Origin of the sequence: Glutamicibacter sp. TV12E, assembly GCF_052441935.1 — a bacterium.
Taxonomy (GTDB): Bacteria; Actinomycetota; Actinomycetes; order Actinomycetales; family Micrococcaceae; genus Glutamicibacter.
In genome coordinates this window covers 3,730,699-3,751,336 of record NZ_JBQVVF010000001.1, presented here as the reverse complement: position 1 = coordinate 3,751,336, position 20,638 = coordinate 3,730,699, and the positions used below count along the sequence as shown (strand labels likewise).

27 protein-coding genes are annotated in these 20,638 nt (G+C 50.8%); 2 read left to right on the top strand and 25 right to left on the bottom strand.

The features are described 5' to 3' along the window. Positions 1-7 precede the first annotated feature (7 nt). The 16 genes from ACT7DV_RS17795 to ACT7DV_RS17720 form a co-directional block, all read right to left on the bottom strand. On the bottom strand, positions 8-184 hold the full coding sequence (locus ACT7DV_RS17795; protein ID WP_444664611.1) for a hypothetical protein: 177 nt from the start codon (positions 182-184) through the stop codon (positions 8-10). A gap of 88 nt (positions 185-272) precedes the next feature. Further along, positions 273-884 (bottom strand): hypothetical protein, encoded by a 612-nt coding sequence (locus tag ACT7DV_RS17790; RefSeq protein WP_444664610.1) that lies wholly within the window; start codon positions 882-884, stop codon positions 273-275. Positions 885-898: 14 nt separating this feature from the next. Beyond that, positions 899-1,273, bottom strand: a complete 375-nt coding sequence (locus tag ACT7DV_RS17785; RefSeq protein ID WP_444664608.1) for a hypothetical protein — start codon at positions 1,271-1,273, stop codon at positions 899-901. Further along, a complete protein-coding gene (locus ACT7DV_RS17780) occupies positions 1,273-1,590 on the bottom strand; it encodes a hypothetical protein (RefSeq protein ID WP_444664607.1) in 318 nt (105 codons plus the stop codon). Before ACT7DV_RS17780 ends, ACT7DV_RS17785 begins: the two co-directional genes overlap by 1 nt. After that, positions 1,590-1,913: a hypothetical protein gene (locus tag ACT7DV_RS17775; protein ID WP_444664605.1), complete on the bottom strand. Its 324-nt coding sequence runs from the start codon at positions 1,911-1,913 to the stop codon at positions 1,590-1,592. Before ACT7DV_RS17775 ends, ACT7DV_RS17780 begins: the two co-directional genes overlap by 1 nt. Next, complete coding sequence (locus tag ACT7DV_RS17770) at positions 1,913-2,293, bottom strand: hypothetical protein (RefSeq protein ID WP_444664603.1); 381 nt, start codon at positions 2,291-2,293, stop codon at positions 1,913-1,915. Before ACT7DV_RS17770 ends, ACT7DV_RS17775 begins: the two co-directional genes overlap by 1 nt. After that, a complete protein-coding gene (locus tag ACT7DV_RS17765; protein WP_444664601.1) occupies positions 2,293-2,457 on the bottom strand; it encodes a DUF7302 family protein in 165 nt (54 codons plus the stop codon). The genes ACT7DV_RS17770 and ACT7DV_RS17765 overlap by 1 nt, the downstream gene beginning before the upstream one ends. A gap of 8 nt (positions 2,458-2,465) precedes the next feature. Further along, a complete protein-coding gene (locus ACT7DV_RS17760) occupies positions 2,466-3,317 on the bottom strand; it encodes a phage major capsid protein (protein WP_444664599.1) in 852 nt (283 codons plus the stop codon). Positions 3,318-3,355: 38 nt separating this feature from the next. Then, a complete protein-coding gene (locus tag ACT7DV_RS17755) occupies positions 3,356-3,904 on the bottom strand; it encodes a hypothetical protein (RefSeq protein WP_444664597.1) in 549 nt (182 codons plus the stop codon). A 366-nt stretch (positions 3,905-4,270) separates the two neighbouring features. After that, positions 4,271-5,278: a hypothetical protein gene (locus tag ACT7DV_RS17750; RefSeq protein WP_444664595.1), complete on the bottom strand. Its 1,008-nt coding sequence runs from the start codon at positions 5,276-5,278 to the stop codon at positions 4,271-4,273. A 33-nt stretch (positions 5,279-5,311) separates the two neighbouring features. Next, entirely contained in the window at positions 5,312-5,989 is a 678-nt protein-coding gene (locus ACT7DV_RS17745) for a VG15 protein (protein WP_444664594.1), read from the bottom strand. After that, positions 5,989-7,554, bottom strand: coding sequence for a phage portal protein (locus ACT7DV_RS17740; RefSeq protein ID WP_444664592.1), 1,566 nt, complete (start codon positions 7,552-7,554; stop codon positions 5,989-5,991). The genes ACT7DV_RS17745 and ACT7DV_RS17740 overlap by 1 nt, the downstream gene beginning before the upstream one ends. Positions 7,555-7,584: 30 nt before the next feature. After that, complete coding sequence (locus ACT7DV_RS17735; protein WP_444664590.1) at positions 7,585-9,036, bottom strand: terminase large subunit domain-containing protein; 1,452 nt, start codon at positions 9,034-9,036, stop codon at positions 7,585-7,587. Further along, positions 9,033-9,269 carry a hypothetical protein gene (locus ACT7DV_RS17730; protein ID WP_444664588.1) on the bottom strand — a complete coding sequence of 79 codons (237 nt, stop codon included), beginning with the start codon at positions 9,267-9,269 and terminating at the stop codon, positions 9,033-9,035. Before ACT7DV_RS17730 ends, ACT7DV_RS17735 begins: the two co-directional genes overlap by 4 nt. 168 nt (positions 9,270-9,437) lie before the next feature. Further along, entirely contained in the window at positions 9,438-9,761 is a 324-nt protein-coding gene (locus tag ACT7DV_RS17725; protein WP_444664586.1) for an HNH endonuclease, read from the bottom strand. Positions 9,762-9,778: 17 nt separating this feature from the next. Beyond that, a complete protein-coding gene (locus ACT7DV_RS17720; RefSeq protein ID WP_444664884.1) occupies positions 9,779-10,486 on the bottom strand; it encodes a DNA adenine methylase in 708 nt (235 codons plus the stop codon). 191 nt (positions 10,487-10,677) lie between these two features. On the opposite strand from ACT7DV_RS17720, the gene ACT7DV_RS17715 reads away from it, so the two are divergent. Continuing rightward, entirely contained in the window at positions 10,678-11,043 is a 366-nt protein-coding gene (locus ACT7DV_RS17715) for a hypothetical protein (protein ID WP_444664584.1), read from the top strand. 76 nt (positions 11,044-11,119) lie between these two features. Here ACT7DV_RS17715 and ACT7DV_RS17710 read toward each other — a convergent pair whose 3' ends face one another. The 3 genes from ACT7DV_RS17710 to ACT7DV_RS17700 all read right to left on the bottom strand — a co-directional run bounded on the left by ACT7DV_RS17710 (position 11,120) and on the right by ACT7DV_RS17700 (position 12,804). Continuing rightward, positions 11,120-11,572: an SHOCT domain-containing protein gene (locus ACT7DV_RS17710; RefSeq protein WP_444664582.1), complete on the bottom strand. Its 453-nt coding sequence runs from the start codon at positions 11,570-11,572 to the stop codon at positions 11,120-11,122. Between the two features lie 75 nt (positions 11,573-11,647). Further along, a complete protein-coding gene (locus tag ACT7DV_RS17705; protein ID WP_444664581.1) occupies positions 11,648-12,085 on the bottom strand; it encodes a hypothetical protein in 438 nt (145 codons plus the stop codon). A 407-nt stretch (positions 12,086-12,492) separates the two neighbouring features. Further along, entirely contained in the window at positions 12,493-12,804 is a 312-nt protein-coding gene (locus ACT7DV_RS17700) for a hypothetical protein (protein WP_444664579.1), read from the bottom strand. Between the two features lie 886 nt (positions 12,805-13,690). Here ACT7DV_RS17700 and ACT7DV_RS17695 point away from each other — a divergent pair. Next, on the top strand, positions 13,691-14,851 hold the full coding sequence (locus tag ACT7DV_RS17695) for a hypothetical protein (RefSeq protein WP_444664577.1): 1,161 nt from the start codon (positions 13,691-13,693) through the stop codon (positions 14,849-14,851). Positions 14,852-14,911: 60 nt separating this feature from the next. Here the strand turns inward: ACT7DV_RS17695 and ACT7DV_RS17690 are convergent, their stop codons facing one another. The 6 genes from ACT7DV_RS17690 to ACT7DV_RS17665 form a co-directional block, all read right to left on the bottom strand. Further along, positions 14,912-15,439 (bottom strand): hypothetical protein, encoded by a 528-nt coding sequence (locus ACT7DV_RS17690; RefSeq protein ID WP_444664575.1) that lies wholly within the window; start codon positions 15,437-15,439, stop codon positions 14,912-14,914. A 364-nt stretch (positions 15,440-15,803) separates the two neighbouring features. Next, positions 15,804-17,486 carry an AAA family ATPase gene (locus tag ACT7DV_RS17685; RefSeq protein WP_444664574.1) on the bottom strand — a complete coding sequence of 561 codons (1,683 nt, stop codon included), beginning with the start codon at positions 17,484-17,486 and terminating at the stop codon, positions 15,804-15,806. A gap of 120 nt (positions 17,487-17,606) precedes the next feature. Beyond that, positions 17,607-17,906 (bottom strand): hypothetical protein, encoded by a 300-nt coding sequence (locus ACT7DV_RS17680; RefSeq protein WP_444664572.1) that lies wholly within the window; start codon positions 17,904-17,906, stop codon positions 17,607-17,609. Positions 17,907-17,988: 82 nt separating this feature from the next. Continuing rightward, complete coding sequence (locus ACT7DV_RS17675; protein WP_444664570.1) at positions 17,989-18,162, bottom strand: hypothetical protein; 174 nt, start codon at positions 18,160-18,162, stop codon at positions 17,989-17,991. A 514-nt stretch (positions 18,163-18,676) separates the two neighbouring features. Further along, a complete protein-coding gene (locus ACT7DV_RS17670) occupies positions 18,677-18,937 on the bottom strand; it encodes a hypothetical protein (RefSeq protein ID WP_444664568.1) in 261 nt (86 codons plus the stop codon). 221 nt (positions 18,938-19,158) lie between these two features. After that, positions 19,159-20,622: a recombinase family protein gene (locus tag ACT7DV_RS17665; protein ID WP_444664566.1), complete on the bottom strand. Its 1,464-nt coding sequence runs from the start codon at positions 20,620-20,622 to the stop codon at positions 19,159-19,161. Positions 20,623-20,638: the final 16 nt, after the last annotated feature.

Here is a 20,638-nt window from a genome sequence, read left to right as displayed (position 1 = left end):
CCTTACTTTAGTTTTTGGTTTCGGTAGCTTCGGCGGTTTCTGCCTTAGCGGTGTTCTTCGGCTTGGGAGCCTGTTTTGGTTCGGGGGGCACATCTACAAAGCCGCGAGCGCGGAACGTCACTGCCTCAGTCGGAGAGACGGTGGTAACGATGTGGTCACCCTTCTGGAGCTTGAATGTCTTCATGGGTTCCTTCGGGTTGGTGTCAGGTAGGGGTGTTGGTGAGCCGTGACCTGACAACACGGCCCACCAAATATAGATTTAGTTGTTATAACTAAGCGGTCTTGATGACGCTGAAAACACGCTCGTTGGTGCCTAGGGCTGAATCGACCTCGGCGCGGAAGCTCAGTTCGAAGGTCTGTGCATCCTCCGAGTTCCATACTTCCTCCGGTACGGAAACGATCTTCACCTTAGGGAAGAAACGAGCCTGATACTTATTGACACCGTCCTGTGCAATAACAACAAGACGGTAGTGTTCATACTGCGGAAGCTCCGGGCGATCAAACGCGAGTTCGCCGGTGGTTGCGTCACGGGTTACGGTCGAAAGGTCGATACCGTATGCAATCTCCATCAGCTCCTTCTTTAGAACTTCCTGCGCGGTCAAGGTGACCTCACGGCTAGCGGAAGTCAGATCGGTACGTGTTGCGGCAACGTAACCCAGAGAGCGGGTCTCAGATTCCTCCGAGTCACCACCGAAGGTAATACCGGATTCATCCAGCAGACCTACGGCAACATATTCGGCTGGAAGTGCCTTAATTTCCTTGGTGGTCGAATCAATCAGGGTGGTGATTGGTGCGGCGGTCATTGGTGCGAGGAACGCAACGGCAGATAGCGCCTTGAACAGGTTTGCATCATCGTTCTGTTCCTTTAGTTCGGAAAAACTCATTTGTTTTGTAGTCCTTAAATTCGATACGTCACGAGGTACGTAGAAGTTTGTTTATTTAGGGTGTCGTGTGGAATTGATTCCTCGTAGAACGGAACCTCGGCCTGAATCTTGTCTATAAGACCCTCGGAAGTCATGGCCCATCCTTGAAGAAGCTCTTCGGCTTGACGCATAAGCTCGTTCGCTTGGCTGGGGCCGATTGCGTAGAGGTCAATCTGTATGCCGTCGATTCGCTCCCATACGTGCTTACTCGGAACGCCGGGTAGCGGTTTGATATGGAAGATCGGTACTGAGCTAAGAGCGTCATCCTCTTTATAGAAGTCGGACTCTAAATGCGTGGTGCATTTGGCTATTGGTGCCAATACCTCAATTAATGCTTTTACAGTTCTCACTAGATCTGGCCGTCCATTCGCTTACGGAGCAACTTGAAGAAGTTCTCCTGTTGTCTGCGGTGAACGAATGCGGAATATTCAACCTTGTTGACGATGACCGCTCCGGCCCTGTTCTCGTTTCTTCGACCACCTTGGACGGTTGCCGGTTGGACTTGAAAACCTGCGGCGAATCTAGATGTCTTTCGAGGAGCTGTGGCCTTTGCCGTGGCAAGACCCATCTGAGCTTTTCGCATAGAAGCCTGTTGAACCGTAGTTCCGTTGAGGAAGGTGTTCAGGGCTTTGGGGTCAATGTATAAATCGACGTTCTTCTTTGCCATTACGATTCCTTCCTGAGTTGAACTTCAGTGACTAGCGGGTAATAGACAACATCCGCGTCCACTGCCCATGTACCGGAGATTGGTGAACCTTCCGGGGTGCGGATTCGGTCTTTCTTGGAGACCTTCGCGTCATGGTTGAAATAGAGGGTTGCTCTGGTTTCGGTGACATCCGAGAAAAGTTCTTCCTCGGTGCGTGGAGCTGGAACGAGTAGGCAACCTTCAAGAGGAGTTTCTGTGGTTGGCTGTGGTTCACCGTAGATGTCTCGTCCACCGCCAGAAATCAATGTTGCGGTGAATCTAAATCGGTCGAGTAACAAGATCATCACCACATCTCTACGGAGAAGGCTTTACCCTTGAACGCTTTGGCGGTGACGAAGAGGCCGCGTAGTTCTTTTAGTTCGGCTTGGGTGAAGATTGCTCGGTCAGAAGACTTGGTGTCCACGGTCTCGGAGACGCTATAAGCTCCGGTAGATTCGGAACGCTGAACGAGTGCTCCACTACCTGTTTGATGCCAACGAAGAATCGCTTTGCGAAGGATTGCTTTCGAGGCAGAGGCCTGGAGGGCTGTAAGGTCTTCGGCTAGTTCCGGAACCAACCCATAAGCACGGGCTACCGTATCGGCAATGAGGATTTCAGCCTTGGCTGTGGTCAAAGTCGAATCCAGCGGAATTAGGTCTTCCGGGGTTAAATCTAGAAACGCCATTAGACCTCCTTCGGTGCGGGTTTCCTTGTGCGCTTGGCGGGAGCCTTCTTAGGAGCCGGTTTTGTTTCCTCCACCGGCTCCCTGTATCCAAGCGGAGCAAGGATAGCGGCCACATCATCAGACACCCTTACTTGTGCGCCTTTGGGCGTTATAAGTGTCTTCATGAGGTTCCTTAGGCGGTTCCGTCCTCGATGACGGCAAATGCGTTCGGGTCAAGCACGGTACCGGCAACGGACATGGAAACCTTCAGTGCTACCTGATCGGTTTCCCACATGGAAACGCCGCCGACAACTGCCTGATCAGACCTTTCAATCTTGATGTCTTCGGAGAAGCCTGCACGGAGCTTAGTCCAGTCGCCAACGATGAGGCGGTTTCCGGCCTTGCCAACGGTGCGTGCACCTTCGGCGTTGAAACCGGCAATGGTCAAGCGGGAAGTAGACAGGTCTGCGAAACCTACCTGAGTCTCGTTGACCAACGATGCAAGCTTGATCTTGATTGCGTTATCAAACGCCAGACCGGTGACATCGTAATCAGCGGAAACGGCCTCGATACCGGCCTCAATTGCGGCCTTGTAATCAGGGGATGCCGCTAGCTCAATTCGCTTAGTGGTCTGGTTGATGTGCGACTGGCCGGTGATTGCGGCTCCGCGTCCGTCCTTACCTGCAAGGAAGATGCTGTCATATGCACGAGCACCGGCAGAGACCAAGTCATCCTCAATCTTGTCTAGAATCTGTTCCGGATCGTTCTCGATGAGTTCCTTAGAAACAACAACGATGGTGCCGAACTTACGGTTAGTTAGGTACTGCATTCCGGTGGAGACGGTGGAGGTGCCGTAGGCCTGGGTTTCACCGACTAGACCGAGTTCGGTCTGACCCTCGTAAATCGGGATAGCGGTTTCACCGAACTTCTGCGGAGTACCACCGGCAAGGCGGCCTACAACAGAAGCCTCATAAGCCTTCAGGAGAATGCTGTTGGTCATCTCCTTAGGTAGGAGAGCGGGGGTTGAAGTAAATGACTGTGCCATTCTTATAAATCCTTAGTTATAAATTTAGTTGCTATGTCTTAGCCAAAAATGGCTTTAGCCAGAGCGGTGCGGGAATTGGTTGAAGGAGTTCCTTCGATATCGCTGTTGTTTACAGAGAGTGAGGGTTTCGGCTTTTCATTGCCTTTACTAGCTAGGCGTTCAGCCTGTGCTCGAAGTCCTTCTTCATCCTTGGCGGTGAGTAGAACCTCAGCGTCTTCTGGGTCTAGGCCAAATTCCGAGATGATGCTGGTTCGAAGTGCGGTTTCCTTGGTGGAACCTAGTTCCGCTTCAAGTTGCGCAATTCGTTCTTGAGCACGTTCCAAATCAGACATATTGGCGGCTTCGATGTCGGCAAGCTTCTGAGCCGCTTCCTCGTTGGCCTTGGCCTTTGCCATAGCTTCCTTGGTTCGACGTTCGTGCTTTCGTGCCTGTGCCTTCCAGTCGATCTCGGTAGGTTCTGCAACCCCTTCGGTATCGACCTCATTAGTCTGTTCAACTACCTCTTCGGTAGCTTCGTTTAGTTCAGCCATTTTGTGGCTCCGTTCTTTTGCAAGAGGGCCACAATTGGCCCAAGGTGGTTCTTCCATGCGGAAGGGGTTTTAAACACAACAAGACCCCGAAGGGTCTGTTGGAAGTGGGAGAGGAGCGGCCCCGGTAGAAAGAGGGAAAGTGCCGGGGCCGCTCAAGCCTCTGGGAGTAATCTCAACCAAGAGGCGGCTTAGAAAGTTTGAGGTGAACGCGGCGTAGAAAGGAAGAAACACCGCCGCGTTCACGGCAGGAGTATTGAAGAACTCCATGAAGCCCCAGCATGTTGGCCGGGGAAGATTATTGAAGACCGGGTTCAAAATTCTTGAACCCGGTCTAGTGCATGAAAACTTGTGAAACTAATTGCCTTCACTTATATAAAGTGCCAGCATATTTCCGCTCCTATAAGTAGAAAGTGCCAGCCCTGTTTATCCCTGTAGGAGGTCATCATCACGGGTTTCAAGGAATCGGATTTGAACACTCATGCCGGACATGCCGTCAAGTGAGACGGAGTTAGAAACTCCACCGGCCCGACGTGCTTTCGGTACGAAGAGTTGAGGAGTTCCACGCATTGCGGCTGGGATGTAAACATCGTCAACAACAATCCAGTTGGCACGGGAGACATTGGTAGCGGCGGGAGTGTCCCACTGGAACTTCTGTGTTGCGTATTCACGCTCGGAGGGTGCCTTGTATGGCCCCCATTCAAGCCACGAAGAACCGTGCGCATTTCCAGCGGCGTAGCGCACACCTAGCCACTCGCAACGGACTTGCATCCTGATAGCCCAATCCGGAATTTGAATTGTCTGTGTTGCGGCGTTGATGAAGTATTCTCCAATCTCCGATGTGGCGGTTAGGGTCTCCTCCTCCGATGTCACGGTAGGCATTGGGTACCAGACATCCTGAATTCTAGGATTCGCTAGGTTCCTGAGGTCGTTGATCATTGCGTTCGTGATTGCTGATGTGGAGGCTGGAATCTTGATGAGCGCTAAGGCAACTGCTGGGTAGGTGAGGTTCAAATCCTTAACGGAGTTTGTTGAAGATGGAACCCCCTGCACAACCTCGAGGCGCGTGTAATCGTAATTATTCACATCTGCCGGTGCGCTTCCTTCATAGGCTGTGTCTTGGATTCTCAAAACCACGAGGTCATTACGTCCACCTGCTGATGATGTTGGGTTAATCGTTACGGAAGTCTGTGTAGCATTTCGAGCCGCGTAAGCTTGTCCCGATGTTCCGGTATATCTGCTATTGATGATTGCGGAACCGGGAGCTACGTTGACGGAACCGGTAGGCGTGCTCTTGGCTGAAACACGAAGATCTTTCGGGCCGGATACACCTTCCTTACCGCCTAGGGATGCATAGAGAGCGGAGCGGACAACTTCACTTGAGTGTCCTACTCCTTCCTGACTGACAAAATATGGAACTCTGTCTAGGGCCATTATTAGGTTTCCTTACTAGGTTGTAGTTGATTGTTATTCGGAAGCTTCTGTTCCATAGCGCTTTTTGTTGTACTGCCGGAGGTAGCCTTCTTGGTCGTAGCCTTCGATAACGATTGCCTCGAAGTGCGGCATGATCGAACAGTTGCAACGGTTGTGGAAGTTGCGACCTTTACCCGCTGTCTCATTACTGCGGTACGTCTTCGTTGCCAGCATCAGGCAAAACTCGCATGTGTCGATTCTGGATGGAACTCTCACGAATCCATCGGCCCCGGATCCTTTGGCGAAGACGTTGTCATTTACTGTTCGGCGGGATTGCTCCAAGACCAGACGTGAGGTGAGGCCTTCAAGGTTGCGTAACGCTTCTTCCGGGTCGGAATCGGCTCCCCGGAAGATCGGTTCGAGCATCGACCACACATGAGATTGCACTCGCTGTTTATCCGGTGGAGGTGCGAGAAGAGCCATAAAAGTTCCGTTGGCATTAGCTATTCGCCGGGACTCCTCGAACTTTTCAGCGGCCATGACCGCGATTGGAGCGCCGTAGGTTTCAACAAGTGTTGGGTAGTACTCGGCAAGAACCGCTTTGACATCGGCTCCGTTGGTCGGATCGGGAACGAGGCTCCACAATTCACCAAGATCTCTGATTGCTTCGGATACCAACATTCGTTGGAAGTCGTGGAGTTCAGTTGGAGAGACGGTAGCTAACGCGGCCATTAACCCTCCTCGGTGCGAATCGTGATTGGGTTACCCGGAATGAAAGTCACTCCGGTTAGACCTACGAGTTCGGCGGCTGATTCTGCCTCGACACCTGCACGACGTAGGAGACCTAGGGCATCGGCCTTAGTTTTGAGAACTGCGGCTTCATCCTGTGCGGTGGTGTCTTTCTCGGTGGCTGGGGTTGAACGCCCTTGGAGTACTTCGGCTAGACGGCCTGGAGCTTGTGCTCGTGCACGCTCGTTCTTCACTCGTAGGATGTCGGAGTCACTGAAACCAAGTCGTTCTAGAATGAGTTCGCTCTGTGGGTCAAGGATTCCGGAGCCTACCAACTTGCTTACTGCATCGGCCTGAGATGCAAGAGTTGGAGTAGAAGGGTCACCCCAACGGACGGTCAAACTACGGTATTCATCCGGTACAACATCAAGATCGTTATGAAGCTGTAGAGCGGCAATAACTGCGTCCTGCAGACCGGATTCGGTGGACTTTTGCGTATCTCGAACGATGACCAATAGGCTTTCGATCTGCGCACGCACTGATTCGGCTGAGGTTGGATTTGCATCCGAATTAAGACCCAATTCCGATGGTGGAAGGCTAGAGGCACCTGCAAAGTTTTGGGTGAGCTGTCGAAGAACCGCTAGGTGTGGTTCCGGTGAAGCGGCGGCAAACTGTCCAACTTCGGGGTTCTCTCCGGTTTCCTCATTTTCTGGAGCCGCTAGGAGTCGGCCCAAGGTCAGCTTCCAAGTATCGGTTGGGTTGCCTTCTTCATCTTCGAACATTTCCGGTGAAGCACCGAGAATGTAGCGCTGAGGAGCTGAGAAGAACTCGGAGGTGACTTCCATTCGAAGCATTGTTCGAAGGGCTTGGTCAGTGAGGTTCATTTGAGCCTTGGTAATTCGTGATTTACCGAACGGCTGGGTCAATGACGGATTGATTCGAACCGGGAACAGCGGAACCTTGTTGAGAGGGTTTTCGGCGGCCTCAACAATCCACACTTGCTCCTCGTAGCGAAGGTTGATGTTCTCCTTAGGTGTGGAGAAGAACAGGCGAATCGGATTGCCGTTTTTGTCTTCATCGAGGATGACAAGACCGCTTGAAAGTCTACGGCTGTTGGGGTTCCAGCGTCCGGTGGCATGTGTACCGGCTACAGGTCGGAGGATGGTCTTCGGCTCACCTAGTTCTTCGTTGCCTTCATAGGTGAGCACGAATCCCACACCGTGTAGTAAGGCTGAGGTGAACATTGCGGAAGCTTCGGTGATGAAGTTGTTTTCCTTCAAGATTTCGGCCAGACCCTGCTCGTCAAGATCGGTCTCGGCAACGAATCCTTCTAACATCATTCGAGATGCAACGGAATCTACGGAACGAGTGCACCAATCTAGAGATAGATCAACATTCTTTAGAGTCGGGGGAACAGCTATCCCTAGATCCTTGACTCGATTAGAAGATTCGTAAAAGGATTCCTTCTCTGCGTTCACGGTTCGAAGGCTGATGATTCGCTCATGAAGGAAGACGATTTCCTTGTAATGGTTTTCGGGGATGATCCCTTGGAGGTTTCTAAGTGACATTAGGTTCCTTATAAAATTAGTTGTTATAACTCAGAAAACGCGGATGCGGCGTTTGGTTGTCGAGCCGGTGGACGTTGACTTCTTCTTACGAACGTTGGGGGAGCCGACGCCCCAGAGCGCGAAGGAGCAAGAGACTAGTGGGGTGAGGTCAACGGCATTGTTGTTTCTGCTGAAACCGAAGGCATCACCGATTTTTCGTTTGGATGCATTGAGCACCGGAGTGTTTAGACGTGGGTCGGCTTGGTGCTTTAGGTCTCCGTTGATGACACAGTCATAGAACTTTCCTGCGGCATTGGCTACGTCTCTAGCGCCGATGTTCTTAATCTTGATTCCACGGATTCGGCTAAGGTCATCAATCAATGAACCGGCTGGGCCTCCACCATCGACCACAACGGTTTTGATGCCGGTCTCCTTATAGATATCGGCAATGGTTGGAACAACCCAACCCGTTCCAGAGGTGCGATTCTCGATAACTTCGATGTGGTAATTTCCATCAGAGCGAATACCGGCAACCGAAATGGAAGCTCCGGTTCGCTGTGGGTTTACGTCAATTGCGAGAACGTGGGAATGTTCAATTTTGGTCAGCGGGTCGGCCAATTTTTCCCATGAGGTTTGATCGAAAAGCGACGTGCCAACGTTGGCATCCCAAGACCCAAGGCGTTCGATAGCGAAGGCTCGGTCTGAAAGTGCGATACGTTCGGCTTGAACATCCTCAACGTCAAGACGGAGACCAAGCGAAGGGTTGGACTTCTTCCAAGTTTCGATATCGTCTAGGTCATCGTCTTTCTCCATTGACCATTCGTGATAACAGGCCTTGGCCAGCTCTCCGTCGAGTGCCCTGTTGCGAATGCCTTTGAAGATGTCGGCAGAGCCAGAGTCAACTTCCGGGGTTCCGACAAGGATTTGTTGGGAGTCACCTTTAGGAGCCGACGAAACTACAGGGGTTAGGGAAGATGCTGTCTCTTGGCCGTAGTGCTGTGCCTCATCGATGATGAGAAGGTCAGCCTTCAAACCACGTCCGGAAGATGGTGTTCGAGCAAGAAATTTGAGCTGGCCACCATTCTTTAGCCTGATGCTCATGCTTCCGCTGTTTCGGTAGAGCTTGACTACCTGAGCTTTAAGCTCCGGGTATCGGTCATCTTCAAAGAAGGTGAAGACGTGGTCAGCGATTTCCCTTGTGGTGGTGTAGACGTGGGAGGTGTAAATAATCTGTTCACCTCGGGCTAGAAGTCCGTAGACCATTCGAGCTACGAGGAGCCACGATTTTCCGGAACGTCGGGAGATGGAAGCACCGGAGATTTTGTGAGCCAACTTCCCGTTGGATTGCTTGGCCAGCCATTGTTTGAGAACGTCGCCTTGCCATGGGTCTGGCGGTGAGCTGTAGGCCGTCATTAGTGCAATGGCCTTCTCGCCTTCGGAGAAATCAACCGCTAGTTTGGATTCGACCTTGAGTGTTGGTTCTCGGTTTCCTACGACGTTCATTTGTCTTCCCCGTTCAAGATTTGGTCTAGTGGGGAAGCGGAGAACTTATCCGGGTCGGGTATTGCTTGGATGTCGGCTAGTACGGACTGCAGTTGCTTAGCGCATTGAGCACGGACAGCGGCGGGGGTTTCCGGGTTGTCGATGTCTGTAGCCAGTCGGTCTCGAAGAGCTACTAGGGAAACCCTGTAATCGTTGGTTGAAACCGCCTCGGAGACGGTGGATTTCTTGTTCATGTCGCCTCCTTAGGCGGTGGGATAGTTAGGGGAGCGGTTTCAAAAAACCGTGTGGGGAGAAATTCTTAATCGCCGTGGCAGAGATCACGACTTCGGGGAGGGGTAACCCCCGTGGTATTGATCATTTTGCACAATCAATTCGTGGTTTATTGTGCAAATTGCTCACTTCTAGAACCATTTTTGACTTGGAGCTGGAATGGCTCGGACTTCGTCAATTGGCTTCGTTGAGCGCTTTTGATTGCAAAGTGCGTGCACGAGCCTTAGGTTCTCTCTTGAATCGGAGCCTCCAAGCGCCGAAGGTGTGATGTGATCCACCTGTGCGGCCATTGGGTCAGGCTTCTTTAGCGTCTTATCGACTTCCTCAAGGCAGATATGACAGTGAGTCTCTTCCTTGATGACGGTTGCGCGTTTCTTCTTCCAAGCGCTGGTGTTCGTAGGACTGCGTTCGGTCGTGGGTTGTCCTGTTGGCGAGAAGATGGTTTCCTTGCTCACGTCACCTCCTTATAGATTTAGTTGTTATATATGAACAGCTTTTCGACGTTCTTCTTATCGCCTTGCTTGGTGCCACCAACGAGCGAGATGGTCACCGGCTTTTCCCAAATGGCAATCCAGCCTTCGGGAGCGTCGTACTCGGATACGTACACGGAAGCTCCGGCTTCGGCCCATGCTTGGGCTATTGCCCAGAACCTAGGGCTATCGAATGCCCCGGTCTTATAGCCGGTGGTGTCTCGATAGGGAGGATCGCAATAGATGACATCTCCGGGCATAGGGGATAGGTCTTCGTATGATGCGTGGGTGTAGGTGGTACTAACAGCCCCGGCCATGGCTCGGCCCCGTAGGACTGAGCGTCTACCGGTGGCGGCATAATCGGTCTTCTTGCTTCTCGCATAACCACCCCATTCCTTCCCGCCGAAACTACAGGCGAAAGAAGCGAATGTACGGGCTGGGCTAGGGGCGCTGTCCTTTAGTTGGTAGTACTCTTCCTCGGACACCTGTTTCGGTGGTTCCCATCCTTGGTTCACCACGGCATCCCACATGATAATGAGGTCTTGGTGTAGGTCGGAGTAATGAGCTTCCTTGAAGTGGTTGCCCATCTTCTCAGCTACAGCACCACCTCCAGCGAAGGGTTCGTAGTAGTGCTCTCGTTGATCGGTGAGGGTGAGCATGACCTCACTTAGTTCTTTGGATATGCGGGATTTCCCGCCAGAATATTGAATTGCGTTCTCCTTCTTTAAATGCGAATGAGACCGACAACTCTTAGGTCATCGGTCTCATGTGGTGAGTATTTAGTTGTTGGCCTTCACTCTTAGAAAGTGCCAGCTCATAAACCAGCAATTGATGCTTAACAATGCTCGGTTCTGTGATTCCTCCAATATGCTCAGATCATCGACTAAAGAAATGGAGAGTTGTGAAACGACGTTTAGCGATGGGAATTGGAATACTCGCACTTACCGCATTGGTTAGCGCATGTTCTGGAGGATCGGATATAAAGAGTATTGATGAGCTGAAGAACGCTTATCAAAACGCTGGTTTCGCTTGCTCTAGTCCAACATTTGAGCAAGAAGATTCTTACGAAATGTATGGTTGCGAGAATGGTGCAATGTTGACATTCATCAAGAACAAAGAGGGGCAAAAGCGACACGAGGATTCATCCGAAACCATGGGGTCAATAAATCCTCTCTACGTTCTGTCCGACGGTGATTGGCGTATCTCGTCGTTTGATCGAAGCATTCTGGCAACGGACCTCGGCGGCGAGGTTAAAACCTACGAGTAAAACAAACGACTGCTTGAATACTAAGAGGCCGACAACCGGTAAGTTGTCGGCCTCACTCGTTGAGCGTGTAGTAGTTCTACATGCGATCCAGAAGATCCTTACGCTTCGCTTCGAACTCTGCGTCGGTGATTAGTCCGCTCTTCCGCATACCGTCCAGTTCTTCAAGCTTCTTGGTTGTGCTTGTTGTAACGGGTGCCGGGGCCGGAGTCGAGATGACAACGGTCTTGCTCTGCGAACTGCGGATGATGACCGCGCTGATTATGAGGAGTACACCTAGAACAACGAATATCCATGGCCCAACCGAAGCGCTCGTACCTGCAGTGAAGTTCGGCCCGTCTGCCCGGTTGTCGGAGAAAGAGCCGCTGGCGATTCCTAGGACACCGAAGAGGATTCCTGCAACCAAGAGGCTGATCCATAGGCAACCGCCTTTAGCTTGCTTGGTTTCGGGAGCTGTTCTTGTTGGTTTGATGCCAGCTCGACGGTCTGCGAGTTCTTGGCTGTACATGTTCGGCTTATCCGGGGTGGACATGATGCCGCCTCTCTTTGCGAGTGATTCCCACTGGTCAAGAGTGGGTTTGAATCAATATAGACGAAGATCGTCCAGTTATGGTCTCTCGGAGTCATTTTCTGGATCGTTGGCCGACGCATTGAGTACTTCAATGAACTTCCGGGCCTCACCTTCTTTGCTAGCCGGAACCTCGATGGTTCCCGCTAACTGCCCGTCCTGCTCGACTACAACGAAGATGGAACCACCGCCTTTGCGTTTTGCGGATCCAAGTAGACCTCCAGCGAGAAGACCGATCGGCCCAAATAAGACAGCCCCGGCAACCGCTCCACCGGCAACGGCTCCTTTACTCACATAGGTATTGATGGTTGCCCCGGTTTCAAGGTGAGCCGACATCCCTTTAGTATCGAATTTCCGATACTTATCGCCGTCTTTGTACTTGAGTTTGAAACCTAGGATGAAGTGCTTCCCGTCAAGTGAAACGTTGTATCTCTGCGCCGGTAGCTCTTGCTTCAACCACTTTTTGAACTTACTCATGTCTTCTTTCTTTCTCTCAATTCTTGATTAATCAGCTCAGCGTAACTCAAGCTCCCGACTTTTAGAAGCGTCTCTTCGTCTTTAGACTCCAGGACGTCTTATTCCGGCTTGTTGTATCCGGTGGCTTTGCGTCCCACGGGTATCGAATAAGGCGTACCCTCGGCGTTGCATCGGCACGTCTTGCTTTCGTTCTTACTTTTATTTAGTGCGTTAAAGATTGTTTTGAAGCAATCGGTGAGGATGACCGTTACCGCGAGTGTGGTTAATAGCATTAGTTCCATTAGTAGTTCTTCCTTTCAAGAAGCTGTGCGGCGTTCTACGCGCCTAATATTTGTTATTAAAGTCCTTGCGTCTTTGATGACCTAGGAGGCCGTGAGCGCTTAACCCACGGCTTCCCAGATATGGTTTTAGTTGTTATTACTTGGGGTGATGTAACCGGCTGGGCGTTCTTCGTTTGCTTCTAGGTACTTCTTCGCCGCTTGTCGTAGGTCATCCATGATGATCGAAGTTTCACCCTCGATGTTTGCAACATCTGTAATCTTGTCGGCTGGGATTTCGAAATTGACCCATGTAATTTCAGGCTGGAAGAGGCGTACTCCGTCAACGGTCGGGGCTTCTCCAGGGCTTGCATTGATGTCGTATCCCGCGAGGTCTGATTTAGTTAGTAGATCCTTGACGATGTTCTTGTTGACTGGGATTACTGCGGATAGGTTCTTCATTTCTTATTTGCTCCTTTAAGTGTTAAATGGCCGTCTAGCGGCCTAATATTTTGTCTATTAGTATTTGGTGGCTTTCGCCTATTGAACCGCTCAGCGGCTCGTGTGTGGGTTGTGGTGGCGCTTTCTAAGGCTTCGTTCCCGTGTACTTGTATTGGGGAAGACTGGCCAGAACACTTTCGGTCTGAGCATTCGAAGACTGTAGGCCTTGAAGGTATTCAACTAACTTCTCGTAGTGCTCACGGTGGACTAAAACGTTGCCTTTCTGAATCTCAATTACCGCATTGTGCTCTAGAAGTTCTTCATCAGGGTACTTGTTGCTTTTCAACTTCACTTCCCTTTCTAAGATATGCGTTTAGTTGTTATGTCTAGCCCAAGTAAAAAGGGCATAGTCTTCAATGGTCTCGAAGCCTTCGGGCGGTTCAATACCGTCTTGAACCATCTGCTCTAGCTTTCGAGCTAGTTCTACATCTTTCATTCTTCCCCTCTTGATAAGTTTGATTTAATACTATCTATTATAGCGTGGTTTTTGAGGGGGTTGCATTGTACTCCTTCTTCCGGACATTGCAACCTTGACGCGCTAGAAGCCGTTTCTAACGGCCCCAAATCTCCTCTGCAAGTATTTGTCTCACCGAATGTCTCGAGGCCGTCAGAGTTAATGCTGAGCGGCCCTCCTTGCCACTTTCCCTAGTTGTGAATAACCCTGTGCATTAGGGGGAGTTGTTTCACAAAAATTGTGGCCTGATTTACCTGAATGGACTAGTCAGCATCCAATGAGTGGGTGATTTCGAAGTTCGGAGTTAAACGCGCCCAAGTCGAGAAAATGGGTGCAAGGATATAACTGTCAACTAAACACAATAAGATTGATACAGGCCGACTGAAAGGGGAAATGGAATTGTCTCAACGTAGGAATCTTGCGGTTGTAGCGGGGAATGGTCTAAGTGTTGCATTCTCGTCGGAATTGGTTCTTGGAAAGATTACCGAGCGCCTCTTGGAGGAGCTGACCAAGATTGCGCCGAACGGCAATGACGTTCTTCGAGCACTAGCAAAAGTTGCAACCCGAATTGAAGATGATGGGGCGCTTGATGTTAATGACTTCGAACAACTCGTAGGGGCTTTTGAGAGTCAGGCGGCCTTGCTCGAAGATCTTTCAGACTTGGCTGGTCTTGCTTCCAATGGCGGCACCAGACTTCAACAATCGTTGGAAGACGTGCGCCAGTTCACGCGACAACTTCTCAGGATGGGTACTGGGATAGTTCTAAAGATTATCCTCGATTCTTCACCTACAAACTGGGAATCCACGAAGCACCTACACTCGTTTTTCCGATCTTTCTATCAAGAATTCTCAGGGACAATCACTTTCTCTAATCTCAATTATGACTACTTGGTCTTAGCGACCTTGAGAATGCTGGACTTTTCATTCTGTGACATGGCAGATCCCCGGAAGCCAGCTCAGATTACCTTCACGGATGATGAAATCGGAGAGCACGTAGTTGTTGAGCGGACTAAGGGGTATGAACTAAGAGGAGACCTCAGTTTCCCGGCTGACAGGCGAATCCGGTTAATCCATCCACACGGTTCGTTTGCCTACTGGCAGAACACGTATACAGGTGCCATAGTGAAATTCCCTATTGAGTCACTCAGACGACACAATATCCTTTCTGACATGGACGACGGATCAAAGCACATGATGCCGGTCGTTGTCCTTGCTAATTCCCGCGAGAAGCCTAGGCGTGTATTGGAACAGCCATTCAAATTAGCCTATGAGGCAATGGCACAGGGTCTTTCGGAGTCCAAGCATTGGCTCATCGTCGGCTACAGCTTCCGGGATGATTCTGTGAACGCCGAACTTCTAAAAGCATTCCTACGACATGACCCCAAGCCCAAGATCCTCATAAGTACTTTCGGAAACGACTTGAAACGCTCCAAAGTTGAAGATGCCATTGGCTGGGGAGCTGAAGATGGGACTTCATTCTCTACTATTATCTTCGACCGAGACGGGGTTGAGGGTATCGAAGAACGGGATCCTTGGTCGGTGTTCATTTCATAGTTGCCCGTTCTCGAGCACACAGGAGACCACCTATTTCGAGGTGGTCTCCTTCGCATGGTTCTAATCTTCGTTTTGGATGCAGATTTCCGTACTTGGAATCTTCCTGAAGTTTCGAGTAACTACCCGGTGCGTAGTTCCAATGATGAAATCTCCGATGATGATTTCGTCTGCGGCAAGCCCAACACCTGCGCCATGGTTTTTATAATTACAGGCGCACTGGCAATCGATACCTTCCGCCTCTCGGCAACGTTTATCGCATTTCTCGGAACTACTGTTTACAGCCTTAACTTCCACATCCCAATGTTCCTGAGCTGTTCGGCAAATCTCGGTCAGATTCCCCGCCGCTAGTTCCCAACCGATTACGGTTTCTCGACTAAGCACAAGCGTTCGATATGAGGGCTTTCCTTTGGTTATCTTCTGTACCCAAGCCAACTCGTCTCCGGAAATTTCCGATGTGCCGAAGCTGAATTTCACCACATCGGTTTCTATTGGTGCGCCCGACTCGTCAAGTCTTCCGTATTGTACAAATAGTTTCATTTCTTGCTCAATCTTTCTCTTGTAATTCTTCTGGTTGTCTGCACTCTGCACACCTGCATTTCGGTCACTACGGCCCCGGTGCATGATTTCGCCAACGGCCTGCCTGCACACTGCACCCCCTAAAGGGGGTGGTGCAGGTGCCGCAGGGGTCAGAGACGTGCCCCCCGCGAAGGCTAAAATTGAGGGTGCAGGTGTCGAAAAAGCCCGGAATCTCGGGGTTTTTCAGGGGTTGAGACCCTGCATTCGCGGGTGTTTTAGGGCTGGATTTACCCCTCGAAGACCCTGCAAACCTGCACTTTTCACATATTTTTCAAAAAGTACGTTTCAAAAAAGGGCCTTGAATCCCTTTGTTTGCAAGGATTTTTTCGTCGGGGTCACTTTTTGAGGGTCTTCAAAAAGGGTGAAATGCAGGTTTTTACTTCACATTTTCAGGGTTCAAGACCCACACCGGAGACTGGGGAGTTCCGCTGTTGATGACCCTGTCTTCGGATGCTAATTCCCTCAGGAGGCTGTTGACCTTGTTGCGGTTCAGTCCGCTTCCTTTTCCAGCGGCATCCGAAATCTTGCTGGCGGAGTGGTTGCCCTCTTCGATGAAGCGGATGATCTTGTTCTTCTTCACGTCATCCATGAGCGATTCATCAATCTGGTTCTGAGCCTCTTTGGAGATTGCCTGTCCATGATGACGGAGGTAAGCGCGTTGGTTGCCGTCTGTGGTCATCACGTTCTCCAGGAATGCGGAGTATCCGTGCTCAGGCTTTGGCGAACCCTTGATCTTCTCGAAGAAGAGCTGGATGCCTTCCGTGTTTGGCTTTAGCTCAATGGCCGAATCCATCATGGCGAACTGGGCAGATGACCCACGAGGGCCAACACCTGCAGTCTTGCCTGTGTGGTGAACAAGGAGGATGTAAATTCCCTCTTGGTCGGCCCACTCCTTCAAAGGCTTTAGAGCGTGTGCCAGAGCAGTGGAGTTTTCATCAATGTTCGGGGTCATCTGTGACTGAGTGTCACAAACAATCAATCTCGGCTTGATACCGGCATCGTTGAGGTCTCGTTGGAGGTCTTCCAAACCGTAAACACCGGGTGGAAGTGTCTTCTCGGACAGGGTAACGGTGTTGCCCTCTGCGGCATCGAAAACGGATAGTCCATTGAGGTTTGCGGTTGGGTGTGCAAGCTTCCAGCCCTGAACAGCATCCCAGAACGGCTGTCCACCCTCAGCGGCGATATAAAGAACATCCTGTGTCAGGTCGGATGGATGCTCAACCCCATCTTTCGGTTCAAGGTGGATCTTTTGACCAAGCCATGAATCCAGCCCGGCGCATACGGATAGAGCCAAGTCCAGAGCAACGAAGGTCTTACCGGTGTAGCTGGGGCCGTAAATCTGTCCAAGGCCGGTTGACGGGATGAGACCATCCACCAAGAGCGGCTGATGCTTACGTGTGAGCAGGTGGTCAATCTTCTTGAAGGATGACGGCTTCACTTCATTAGGCATCTCGGAGAGCGCCGACTTTAGAAGGTTTGAGATTGCCTTGATGCCTCGTTCGGTGTGGAGGCTGGTCTTTAGCTTGAAGAAGTCGGATGCCTGTTGCTTGTACTCAGACCAGAGTTCGTTGGTTATTTCTGTTTCGAAGTCGGCAATCTTCTCGGGGCTGTTGAGTGTGCCGTTTTTAATTCCAGCTTGGGTTCGAGGGGCAATTGAATTCCTGACCTCAATCTTGAACGCTTCGTACAGCCCAAGGGTGCCCTTTGCTTCGTCGCCGTCTAATAGTTGGGTAAAGCGCTTGGTGTATCGACGGATGCAATTGTGAACGAAGTAGTCACCGGAAAGACTTCGATAAACGCCGTCATCCTTGATTTGCCATTCTTCGAGAGCTGGAACGTAGACAAGGTTGGTTGCGCCGATGTATCGCGCCAGAGCGTCTGCGAAGGCTAGCTCACTCGACGGGAAGCGCTGGTAGATGGTTTCGGTGTCGTAGGTGCAAAGTTCGTCTCGGTGGGTGTGTCCGTCAAATGGACTCTCAGCACAGACCCAAGCTAGGGTTCGGTCGGTCAATTCTTCATTGTTGAAGATGGTGTTGAGGATTTGGGTTTCGGTTTTCAAGTAGTTCTCCTATGGAATCGGGTGGAGCATCCCGGTTGAATGCTCCGATGGTTAGTTGCGTCTTTACGTCGTTCACTGTGAAATCCCCTTCCGGGGTTGGTCGCTACAGTTGGGCAAAAATTAGATAGATCCGTTCGGGATGCTCAGTTCGATTCGGTGCATGACTCCAGCCTTGCGGAGTGTTGCCTTCACGTCTGCAAGAGAATCGAGCTTGGCGTAGCTCCAGCAACCGTTCGAAAGTCCTACCCTGCGGAAACCGTGAGCGTCGGTGGCTTCTGTAACAAGCTCGTCGATAGCCCACCAACCGTCAAGAGTTTTTCCTCGATCAATGCGGATGTAGAAGATGTCCGATTCGTCGGAGTAATCGAGGTTATTGAATCCGGGAATCTTGCCCCATGGAATAAGTGTGTAATCAGACATTGCGTAGCTCCTTTAGTTGCTTCCTGTTTGTGTACGTTGCAAATCCGTAGATGGATAGTGCAAGGATGGTGGCGATAATCATCTATGCCGCTTCTTTCGCTAGGCGCTCTTCGGCGGCGGTCAGTTCGTTGATGTAGCTCTCAACTTCGGCTAATTGCCTACGAAGGCGTTCTAGCTTGTTCTTCTGGTGGGACTTCTTCAAGCGGGTCTTGGTGAGTTCCGTTCTCTCGTGCTTTCCACGGTTATTGTCTTCCATTGCGAGTTTCCTTAATGCTTGGGTTTTAAAGTCGTTAACGTTATTGGGTTTACGACAGATGAAATAAAAGAGGCCACCTTGGGCCAGTGAAATCCTCTAAGGGTTATGAGTGTTAGTTGTTATTCCATGGTGAGGCCGCTAGGAAAGTAGACGGAAACCTAACGGCCTCACAAGATAAGGAGAAGCAACCAGTCAAAAACCACTAAGACTGAGGAGAAAAGCGCATACCCACCGGGAAATAAGAGACCGAGTTTGAGATTCGTATGCAAAGAAGGAACTCGGTCGAGCGCATCGGTGAATTGCTTATGGTTAAAGTATACCATGGATTAGAGGAGGGTGCGTAGTATACCTATTCCATGATCAACTTACAAGCCTTGGTTCCAAGTAATTTCAAGGAATTTTGAAACCTTCAGGTCATCCAAATAATTCGAAGTCGCTATTTCTTAATAATGCGTAACATCCGGAACCTTGGATTTTTGGTATTACCCCATGTGTAACAACGGGGCTTCCAGATTTATTCCCCGGCTACTAGTGAGCTGATGTCATCGGGGATTTCAGTCCTGCGGATGACGTTCTCCATGCGCTCGGCCTGAATCTGTGCCATAGCTTGTTGGATTTCGCGGAATCGAGTAGCGGTGCTCTTGGTGACGAACTCCAGGATCTCCGGAGTTTCCGTAGCGGCGTTGTCGTAGATGTTGAGCATTGCTTCGAGTTCGGTACCCAGAAGTTCGAGGTCTCGAATCAATTCCGGGTTGGTGCGTGGCGTGGTATGCAAGTAAATCCTCTCGGTTGGTGATGCCCAAGCCGGGCGTGTGGCTCAAGAATATCCACAGAGATTTAAGCCAGTCAAACCCACCGTCCGACAAGTTCCATTATATATGAAAAAGCCTAGTCAGAATTGGGTAGGTGGTATATGTATATAGCCCCCTCCCATATCGTTTGGTATGAGTTATCCACACACTTAAACAAGAACAGACCCCCGAAGAGGTCTGTTCTTTAGATTGCGTCCGAGTTCTCCCATGGGTGAAGCGCGTCCATCTCGTGTTTCAAGTATTCATCTCGGAGCCTTTCGCCCAGCGGAGTGAACTTGTAATCAATGACATCGGGGGAGAAGCGCTTCCCCTGTCCAACCCTGCTAATGGTGATACCCGAATACAGAGTTTGAAGAAGGTCTCGACGTAGCTCTATCGGGGACGCGTTCCAGCCTTCAAGCTTGAACCCTTCGAAGATGCTCACCGTCTTATCCTGCTGTAGGGTCAGGATCTCTTCATCGAGCTTGGAGATTTCTTCTTCAAACTTGGATTCCTTGTTAGCAATGATGGAAGGCTTTAGGCCAGCCTCAATTGCTTCATCAAGCCATTCCTCATGTTCTTTGGTGAGAGACAACTTCTCACCTTGTACCGTTGCCAACCTCCGAGTGGTGGACTCCTGCTGATTTCGAACCTCTGCGTGCTGTGCGAGGAGGTGTAGTGAGAACTCCGAAATTGCCTCTTCTAAAGGCTCGGCAATGATGGTGACATGCTTGGTGGACGGGCAACGATAGCTACGTGTGGAACCGGGGCCACCGCGCTGGGCGGCGTTCATACCTCGGCCACAATCTGCGCACTGTATTAAAGCGGTCAGTAGTCTTACATCGTGGCGGGTCACGTTGGATGTCCGGAAGCCCGTTCGCTTCGAATCAATCTTCACTTGGATTGCATCAAACTGTTCTTTGGTGAGGATCGGCTTCCAGTCTTTCAACTCGTAGAGCGTACCTTTATAGTCTTGGTACCCGTAGAGCCGTGGCCTCGTGAAGTAGTTCCGGACTGTTCCCGAAGTCCACTGTTTACCGCCTTGCTTACCGGTCTGCGGAGTCTTGAGGCCTCGTAGGTTCCAGACCTCGGACGTTCTAAAGAATGACCACTCACCGGCAATAATCTTCTCGGCGGCTTCAATGACGGCCTCGGCTTCTTCCTCCACCCAAGAACCGTCTTTGCGCTGTCCGAAGGGTCGGATTGAACCGCGATAGGTGCCAGCCTTGGCAATTCGTAGATTGGCCTGTTTCTGGAAGTCGGCCTTATTTCGCTGTTCGAATCGGCCATACAGGGACATCATTTTAGTCATGAGTTCAGATGAAGCCGTCTTGACGTTCGCCTGTGTTCCGTCCGTGGCGTAGCCTTCACAACCGGCTAGAAGGAACCGGTCTAGGTCATCCGGATCACGTTCAAGGCGTGATTGCTTCCAATAGACAACAAATGTAACGGTATCGCTGGAATCTTCGGCATCTTTCAGCATCTTCTCGAAGCCCGGTCTCACGGCTCCGGACATGGCACTAATGGAGTTGTCGGAGTAAGTCTCTCCAAGTTCCCAGCCACGATTCTTGATGAAGTTTTCACATGCAACAATCTGCTCGGCCACGTTCAGACCGTCCGTGCGGTCACGGGAAATTCTCGCGTAGATGTGTGCCTTGGTGGTAGTCATAGATTGAGTTTACAAC